The sequence below is a fragment of the Anaerovibrio lipolyticus LB2005 genome, from assembly GCF_000621545.1.
Taxonomy (GTDB): Bacteria; Bacillota; Negativicutes; order Selenomonadales; family Selenomonadaceae; genus Anaerovibrio; species Anaerovibrio lipolyticus_A.
Genome location: NZ_JHYA01000023.1, coordinates 1 through 8057, shown reverse-complemented (window position 1 = coordinate 8057; position 8057 = coordinate 1). Strand labels below are relative to the sequence as shown.

Annotated in this window: 9 protein-coding genes; 5 read left to right on the top strand and 4 right to left on the bottom strand. The window is 39.6% G+C overall.

Translation table 11 applies throughout. The annotated features are described in order from the left end of the window. Both T355_RS15510 and T355_RS0112095 read left to right on the top strand, forming a co-directional pair. On the top strand, positions 1 to 327 hold a 327-nt coding region (locus T355_RS15510; RefSeq protein ID WP_231483046.1), incomplete at its 5' end, for a hypothetical protein. 132 nt (positions 328 to 459) lie between these two features. Then, on the top strand, positions 460 to 1320 hold the full coding sequence (locus T355_RS0112095; protein ID WP_027397966.1) for a hypothetical protein: 861 nt from the start codon (positions 460 to 462) through the stop codon (positions 1318 to 1320). Positions 1321 to 1550: 230 nt separating this feature from the next. Here the strand turns inward: T355_RS0112095 and T355_RS0112090 are convergent, their stop codons facing one another. The 4 genes from T355_RS0112090 to T355_RS14415 form a co-directional block, all read right to left on the bottom strand. Continuing rightward, complete coding sequence (locus tag T355_RS0112090; RefSeq protein WP_027397965.1) at positions 1551 to 2297, bottom strand: zinc ribbon domain-containing protein; 747 nt, start codon at positions 2295 to 2297, stop codon at positions 1551 to 1553. Positions 2298 to 2357: 60 nt separating this feature from the next. After that, the gene (locus T355_RS15445) at positions 2358 to 3317 is read right to left on the bottom strand and encodes a zinc ribbon domain-containing protein (protein WP_027397964.1); all 960 of its coding nucleotides are present in this window, start codon (positions 3315 to 3317) and stop codon (positions 2358 to 2360) included. 523 nt (positions 3318 to 3840) lie between these two features. Next, complete coding sequence (locus T355_RS14420) at positions 3841 to 4704, bottom strand: GIY-YIG nuclease family protein (RefSeq protein ID WP_051555572.1); 864 nt, start codon at positions 4702 to 4704, stop codon at positions 3841 to 3843. Continuing rightward, positions 4694 to 5242 carry an N-acetylmuramoyl-L-alanine amidase family protein gene (locus T355_RS14415; RefSeq protein ID WP_051555571.1) on the bottom strand — a complete coding sequence of 183 codons (549 nt, stop codon included), beginning with the start codon at positions 5240 to 5242 and terminating at the stop codon, positions 4694 to 4696. The genes T355_RS14420 and T355_RS14415 overlap by 11 nt, the downstream gene beginning before the upstream one ends. 189 nt (positions 5243 to 5431) lie before the next feature. Here T355_RS14415 and T355_RS0112065 point away from each other — a divergent pair, with 189 nt between their 5' ends. The 3 genes from T355_RS0112065 to T355_RS0112055 all read left to right on the top strand — a co-directional run bounded on the left by T355_RS0112065 (position 5432) and on the right by T355_RS0112055 (position 8035). Beyond that, positions 5432 to 5758, top strand: a complete 327-nt coding sequence (locus T355_RS0112065; protein ID WP_081777681.1) for a helix-turn-helix domain-containing protein — start codon at positions 5432 to 5434, stop codon at positions 5756 to 5758. Between the two features lie 362 nt (positions 5759 to 6120). Then, on the top strand, positions 6121 to 7335 hold the full coding sequence (locus T355_RS0112060; RefSeq protein ID WP_027397962.1) for a tyrosine-type recombinase/integrase: 1215 nt from the start codon (positions 6121 to 6123) through the stop codon (positions 7333 to 7335). A gap of 469 nt (positions 7336 to 7804) precedes the next feature. After that, the gene (locus T355_RS0112055; protein ID WP_027397918.1) at positions 7805 to 8035 is read left to right on the top strand and encodes a hypothetical protein; all 231 of its coding nucleotides are present in this window, start codon (positions 7805 to 7807) and stop codon (positions 8033 to 8035) included. Positions 8036 to 8057: the final 22 nt, after the last annotated feature.

Genomic DNA, 8057 nt, shown 5'->3' with positions numbered 1-8057 from the left:
GCGGAGGCTTCCGTTCCCTCCGCTGTTAGTAATGACACTGGAAGAAATTATACAATCCCTGATGAAAAGCATAACCGCTTCTACGTGCCTTTATTTACTTATATATACGTTTTATTTGGGTGTGTATTTCCTTTTCTGTCTTTTATATCCCTGAGCAGGGGAAAGTGTTATAAATTAGCAGGAAATAATGAAGTTATTTTTTTATTCAACCCCGCCCACCAGCCGTGGCCGCGTCTGCACACAGCCGGAAAAAGAGAGCGCAGCCGCCCCCACGGCATACGCCCGCCCAAAAAACTAACTATTATTATATTAAAACGCAATATATAATGGCTAATTGTATTTCTAAAAAAACATGTTTTATGCAGGATTATCCTTTGGACACATAGAATATGGTCACCAGATAGTAAATTCTACTTAGCGATTCCTTTGCTAATTATATTTTTAAGGAGGTAATTATATATGCCTATAGTAGTTATTATTTTAGTAATATTATTAATCGGTATTATTAGAGGTATAATTTTAAATCCTTCAGGTTTTCTTACACAGTTTTTTCTGCCTCTTTATGGTACAGTCGCCCCTTATCTTTTTGGATTTTTAGCAGTATTTGCTATTTTGGGTGCCTTTAGTGTAATACAAAAAAGAAAATCTAATGAAGTAGTTCCTGAACATGGTGTAAGAAATTGTCTTATTTTTTCTGTAATATTTGCTGTCCTTGCGTATACAGGAGTTATTGCGGATAATTATTATGAAAATAATATTGTTCCAATGAATGAAGCTGCTAAGGCTGAAAAAATATCCGAGAATAATGGGGATAATCAAAAAAATGCGGAGGATAAGAATAAAACAAAAGAGTCCGTAGACGAAAAGACTGTCAATCCAGCAGAATACAAGGAATTTTACAATAAAATACGATCTATAGAAAATAGATATATATCAATGTATGATTCCACGTTTACACCTGTTATTCAATCATATAAGAATATGCAGATAACAAAACAAAAAGCATCTGATGCAATTTATGGTTTATCTACTGCATGTACTCAAAGTAGTAAAGATATATTGGCTGTTCGTATACCTGATTCACTTCCTGATAAAGAAAAGGAAAAAGCTAAAGAAGCCCAAAAAAATTCTTCTTTTGCTGCAGACAATATGGCACTGGCTTGTTTAGAAGCCCAAAAAGTCATTAATAGCAATGATGGTGGTGAAAAATACGCTCGTCGACATCAAAAGTTTATGGATGACTCTAATGAAAAACGAGTTAAAGCGGAAATGCTTTATCAAGAAGTTGCAGATAGCTTACAGATAAATTTAAAAGACTAATAAATTTGGGGGCTGTTTCTCTGGACAGCTCCTTTTTGGTCCAAGAAAAAAGGTCAGTCTGCAGACCGACCTTATTACTGTTGGCGTGGTGGCCAGCAGTGCGCCTATCATTAAAAAAAGCCAGTTGGAGGACTGGCTCTCTTACTTGCTGGGGATAGAGCCCCCCAGTGAGTTTTCACTTACTAAAGTATATGAACAGGAAACCATGTTTTGTAAGTTCCTTTCTTAGCCTACCCAATGTTGGGATAAATACCTTTTTGTGCGTTTAAAATAAATTCAACGATAGCAGAGGTTTCATCCCCTGCAGCGATAGAGACATTACTGAAATAGTCTCCTTCTATTTCAAACGTCATAAGGTTTTTGTGTGGTTGCTTAATATTTATAATTTTAGATATTTCATATTTCTTTTTATCATTACCTTTAGTATGTAATATGTACGTTTTGTATACTTCTATGATCTCATTACTTGATGAAATACATGGTATTTCTACCCGTATATACATATAATTCTTTAGTTTTTGATTTACACGGGCTAGTCCTTCTTTTGCTTCAACATTATTTATATCTATATCTAATACTTTATTATAGTATTCTATTGCATTATTGAAGTGGCTTTCACGTTCAAATTCAACTGCTCTGGCAACTAAATTTTGTACATTTTCTCCCCTTATATTAATAGTGGCAGAACCAATACTAATATTTCCATTCACATGAATATTATAATTTTTTACAGCCTGGTCAACCAAAAAATTACTATTACAATACTTACACACAGCCGTTTTTTCTTCCGGATTAACTTGAAGTGTTCCACCACAATTAGTACATTTTGCTGGAACAAAAATTGTTGAACTCTTGTCAAAAGAAGAAATCGACATATCGCTTGCAGTATTATCACCTATATTGCTGAGTTTTGTACCACATTTCATACAAAATTTTGCATTATCAGGTAATTGCTCACCACAATTTATACAAAACATTACTATTCCGCCCTTCAGTAACTGTAATATAAAAAACAGTAAACATCTCAATTTGTGCTACTAAGATTGATATTTTTTTATAGCAAATTCAGCATAGCGTAGAGCCTCTTTACCTAATGTAAAAGTATATGAACCTATTGTGAGATTATCAAAATAAGCTGTGCTGTAGTGAATTTCCTGTGGCCAGTCCATTATAAATGTTGTATCTTTTCCAAATGAACTACGACTTATGTATATTACTCTTTTATCTGTGAATGTTAATGCACCCATATCACTATATATACCCTTACCACTAATTACAGCTTCAACCACAACATCAATTTTTTCATTTTCTGTAATGATATTTGCAAGTGCCTTTTTTGCTTTTGGATTATATTTAAAATAGTTTTGTTTATCAGCATTATCTATATGTAACATAACATTGAATAATTCACTTTCTGATTTAGGGCATTCTTCTCCATGAACTTTATCAAATGCCCATTTCATTGAGTCAAAAAATGGTTTGTTTATATTAAATTTTTGTCCATCTATAAATACATCACTGCTTAAAAAACCTTTATCATATCTACAATTTTTTCCTTTATCCCAATTTAGACGCAAAGATATATCTTTTACAAATCTTGATCTACGAAGGAAAATCGCATTTCTGGTTGTAAGTACCAGCACACCGTTTATAACACTATTATCTATTTTCATTGAGGCGGCTCCTACAGAAATGATTTGTTCATCACTAAATAACATTTCCACAAGAGCCTCTTTTTCTTTTGGATTTTTCTTAAAATAAGATAACGAATCAGCTTTTTGTATCTGTTCCTCTATACTAGGCCCAGCTGGTCTAATTGGAGCTGGATTTGTAGAGGCAGTAATTGTCCCCATCGTTGTTTCCTCTGGGTTTTCAATCGCAGTATTATTAGATACATTATTTGATACTGAATTATCTGGGATGGAGATTTGCGCCCCACAATTAAAACAAAATTTAGCATTATCTGGTAGTTTTGTGCCACATTGAATACAGAACACCGCCAAGACCTCCATTCTTTATTTACATATACGTTAAATTCTATTCATTATATATAGTTATATTTCTCCGAGGTATGTGACATTCCTGCTTATACATATTTTTTTTGTTAATCACACCAAAAAACTCGACGTCCCTTCGTTGTTCTTTGATTATTAGCTTAACCAATACGCCCCCAAAAATTAAAAAAAGGCCAGTCTGCAAACTGACCTTATCACTGCAGCCGTGGGGGCCAGCAGTGCGCCTATCATTAAGAAAAGCCAGTTGGAGGACTGGCTTTCGTATTTGCTGGAGGGACCAGCAAATGGAATGGTATGGGTAAATTTTAGCATGAATAGTTACAATAGGCAACTACTTGTGTTAGATAAGCAAAAAAAGAAGCCGCTTGACGGCCTCTTTCCAGCCAGCTTGGAGGGCTTGGCTGCTTGTTGGTTTAAAACCAACAATTATAAAATAAGGGTGTAAAATAATACTAACATGGCTAATATATTTTTACAAGATGCCTTTGGTCTTATTTCTTATAAGTTACAGTGTCCCATACCATCTTATAAAATCATCCTTATGGGCACCGTAATTAGTGCCGTCCTTGAACCACTGGGAGAACATCAAAAACCGCTGGGTGCCGCTGGAAAATACATCCTTCCAGTAACGCTGGCGGATTTTCTTTTTTACATCGTCGCGGGTTTCCCCGTCCTTCAGAAGCCACATAATGGGCAGGGCCCGGTGGGTGTATTCCTTGCTTCCTTTCACGGAGCCGTAGAGCTTTAGCTTTTCATCACTGAATACATACCCCGCAGCCAGAAGGTTAATCAGGGCAGTTTTTACAAAGTCACTGACAGAAAGGTTTCCTTCCGGAAGGGGCGGAGTGGTGCGCTTTCTTCTTATGGGCTCAAAGACATAGACCCCGATGAGTTTTAGGAGAAACAGGGCTTCCTCCAGATACCGCCCCAGCACCACCTCACGAAAGGCCGTAACCTTCTGGGGATTGCCGTTTTTAAGGTTGTCCACGTAGGCGGTGCCCACATCCTTGGCCTTTTCAATGAGCTTGGATTCCAGATAATCTATATCTGAGGCATTGAAGCTGTCATCCTTGGTGGTCATGAGAATTATGTGGTTCCACCATCCCTTGTCCGTCAGGTGCTGGCGGGTCCTTCGCTCCAAATCCCGGGCCTGTCCCACATACACCTGTTCATCAGACAGGAGAAGGTAAACCCCGTACCGCTTGCAGTCCGCCTTTTCAATAAGGTCATCAATGGACTGGCGGGGGGATGAGAACATGGCCCCTATTTGCCATGAGGTGTCCTCAATGTACATAACCCCGCTTAAATCCCCGTCATATAAAAGCATTTGGATGGTTTTTGCTGTGGTGAGCATAGGCTTACTGTCCATTGATTTGTACCCAGTAGTCAGTAATGCCCCTGGCTATAGCTGCAGCTATTTCCTGCTGGTGGTTCATCAGCAGCAGGGCATCAATATCATTGTCGATAAAGGCAGTTTCCACCAGCACTGCGGGCATAATGGTGGAGCGGAGCACAGCCAGAAGGGAGCGGGTTCTTATTCCCCTGTCCGGGAAGGTACCATCAATATCCTGCATTGTTTCTATGAGCTGGGCATGGATGCACCTTCCAAGCCCATAGCCTTCCCCTTTTAAGTCATATACGAGGGTTTCCGCCCCGCGAACAGTTTTATCAAAGGCGTTGCAGTGGATGCTGACAAAAATATCCGCCTCCCAGTCGTTGGCACTCTGGATGATATTTTCCCCTGCAGACTCCCCGTAAAGGTTATTGCTCTGCAGCAGCTTCACCCCACAGCCCGCCTTTATGAGATACCGCTTCACCAGCTCCCCAAATTCCTTGATGGTCACATATACTACCTCAGTAGGGGCGGCGTTGTCTTTTATCTTCTCAAATTTTATAATGTCATTCATTTTGGTAACCTCGTAAATCGTAAAATTTTATATAATCCCTTGCAAAAGATATAATAATTTACTAAAAATATAGCATAGTGATGGCGGTATGTCCATTATTTTTAGTAAAATTTTTTATTTTTGTAGATTTTTTTCGTAATTGGTGCTATATTATTTACATCACGAAAATAAAAGGAGATTACAAAAGATATGTCACCGTCAGAGAGCATGAAAAATTTTGCTGAAAGATTAAAAGCCCTGCGACTTGGCCAGAAGAAACTGACAGTTGCCGAGGCTGCCAAGGAGCTGGGAGTTGCTTCAACAAACTTAAACAACTGGGAAAGAGGTGTGGCAAAGCCGCCTTTTGATATGCTGCCAAAGTTCGCGGAATATTATAATGTAACCGTTGATTATCTGGTGGGCTATGCACCCAGTGAAAAGACCCAGCACATTCTGGATGTGTTAAACGGTCTTACGGAAAAAGAACAGGATGGTGTGATTAACCTTCTTGATGTCATGAAGAAAAAGGAGCAGTAAGAGCCTGCTTACTATTACTGTATTATCTTATATTATATTATCTTATATTAGAGAGGTGTCAGCCCTTGTGCCCCATAGCCTGGCGGGTATCCACAGGTCCTCATGGGACCACATATAGTACCACAACAAGTACCACAACCTGGGCCACATTTGCACCACTAACAGGGCCACAAATGGGAGTTATTAACAACTTAATCACAGTTTATTCACATTGGTAATAGGGTTATCCACAGAAGAGCATACACAATCCACAAGATATCTACATGATTTTATGGTGTGGATTCATTTCTGGCCTATCCCTTAGTATAAATTACTAAAACCTTGCAAAAGAAGTAATGATTTACTAAAAGGGGGAAAAGGAAATGGCAAGAAACAGCAAGCCAAGAGCAGATCACGAAGGGTCGGTATTTTTCCGGGAGGACAAAAAGGTATGGGTGGCGGCCATAACCTTGGGCTATGACCCAAAATCCGGGCGTCGTATAAAGAAGCAGCGATACGCCAAGACCCAGAAGGAAGCATTGAAGAAGTTGAAGGAGCTTCAGGAGCTTTATGCTCACAGTATCCATTTTGATGCCGGCACCATTACTGTAGACCAGTGGTTTGACCAGTGGTTTGATGTGTACAAAAAGCCGAAGCTAAGAGAAAATACACAGGTTTCATATAAGAAGGTAATGAAATACTGTACGGATGCCATTGGCTACATGAAGCTGGACAAGGTTCGTCCTGCAGACCTTCAGTATATTATTTACCACAAGATAGGGAAGGAAAAATACCGCACCTGTAAGTATTTCGTTACTGTTATCAAGCAGATTTTTGCAAGGGCGGTGCAGGAGCATCTTATTATTGAGTCCCCGGCGGCCCATCTGGAGCTGCCGGCAAAACCGGCTCCCGCTGAATACGTGGCGGTTACCAATGAAATCTGGACGAAGCTGCTGGGAGCAAAATGTGGTTTTTATGGCTGGGTAATGGCGATTCTGACGGTACTTGTTACTGGTATGAGACGGAGTGAGTTTTTGGCTCTGACCTGGGACAGCTTTCAGATTGACCGTGATGAAAATGGGAATATCACCGGGGGCATGGTTACCATTGATAAGGCCATGGGTGTGGGGGACGTGGATCCTGTCACCAAGCACAAGACCATCTATATTGATAAAACCAAGAGCATAACCAGTGTGAGAAAACTTAGGCTTCCCGCTTCCTACTGCCGTGAGCTGATGAACTACAGAAAAATTCAGGCAGAAAAGCGACTGGCTTCCAGAACATGGAAACATCCGGAAATGGTATTTACCACCAATGACGGGCGGTATTATAACCCGGATGTGTTCTCCAGCCTGTTTTCAAAGATATGCAAGGAAAAACAGCTGCCAATCAGTCTTCATAAGCTGCGTCATGATTTTGCCACATCCATGAAGTCATCCCATAACTTCGATTTCAAGGATATTCAGCACCAGCTTGGCCATAGTAACATCCAGATTACATTGGATACTTATACACATATGGAGGAAAAAGAGCTGGAAAAAATCGACGATTTTGTGGATGAAAGATTCGCTCTGGTGGTGGGAAAGGAGAAAAAATGAGTACACCCGCAGTACACCCACCAGCGCAAAAAAGAAGTTTTTTTAAAAAATTTACGGCAGACTAATTATCACCACACCAATAAAATAGCGCGTTGCAGAAATTACGAAAAATACAAAAACATTAGTAAAATATGGGGTGAAACTCAAAATCTGCCGTATGCAAATACGTGCCGGTTCGAGTCCGGCCTTCGGCACCACAGTAAAATCAAGGCTTCCGAGTTATCGGAAGCCTTTTCTTTTTGACAGCGAAAAGTCGTTTTGACAGCGAAATGACAGCGTTCAGAAAAATACGCATCACCACGAAACAACGCCATCCCAATTTTTGACCCTATATGATGCCAAAGTGGGGAATTGAAGATTTTGGCGCAAAACGGGCCATTTTTTTAAAAATTTTTATAACACTTTTATTCACCCATGGATATAAAGGACAAAGAAAAACAAACAACCACACAGAAAGGGGAGCTTAAAAATGACTGAGATGAAGAAGAACAACGCAATGAACATGGATGAAATGGACAAGGTGGCTGGCGGCATGCTTCATGATACTCCAAATGATGTATTAGAGCCTCTACAGCCTAAAATCCTTAAGGACGTTCTTCCACCACAAGATAATACCAAGGTTCCTGGCCCAAAGCTGGGTGAAAAGGACCCTACTATTATCGAGGATCCTAACTTGACCTTTGGGATTAAGAGAGTTTAATCAATCAAAAAACACTTAGATG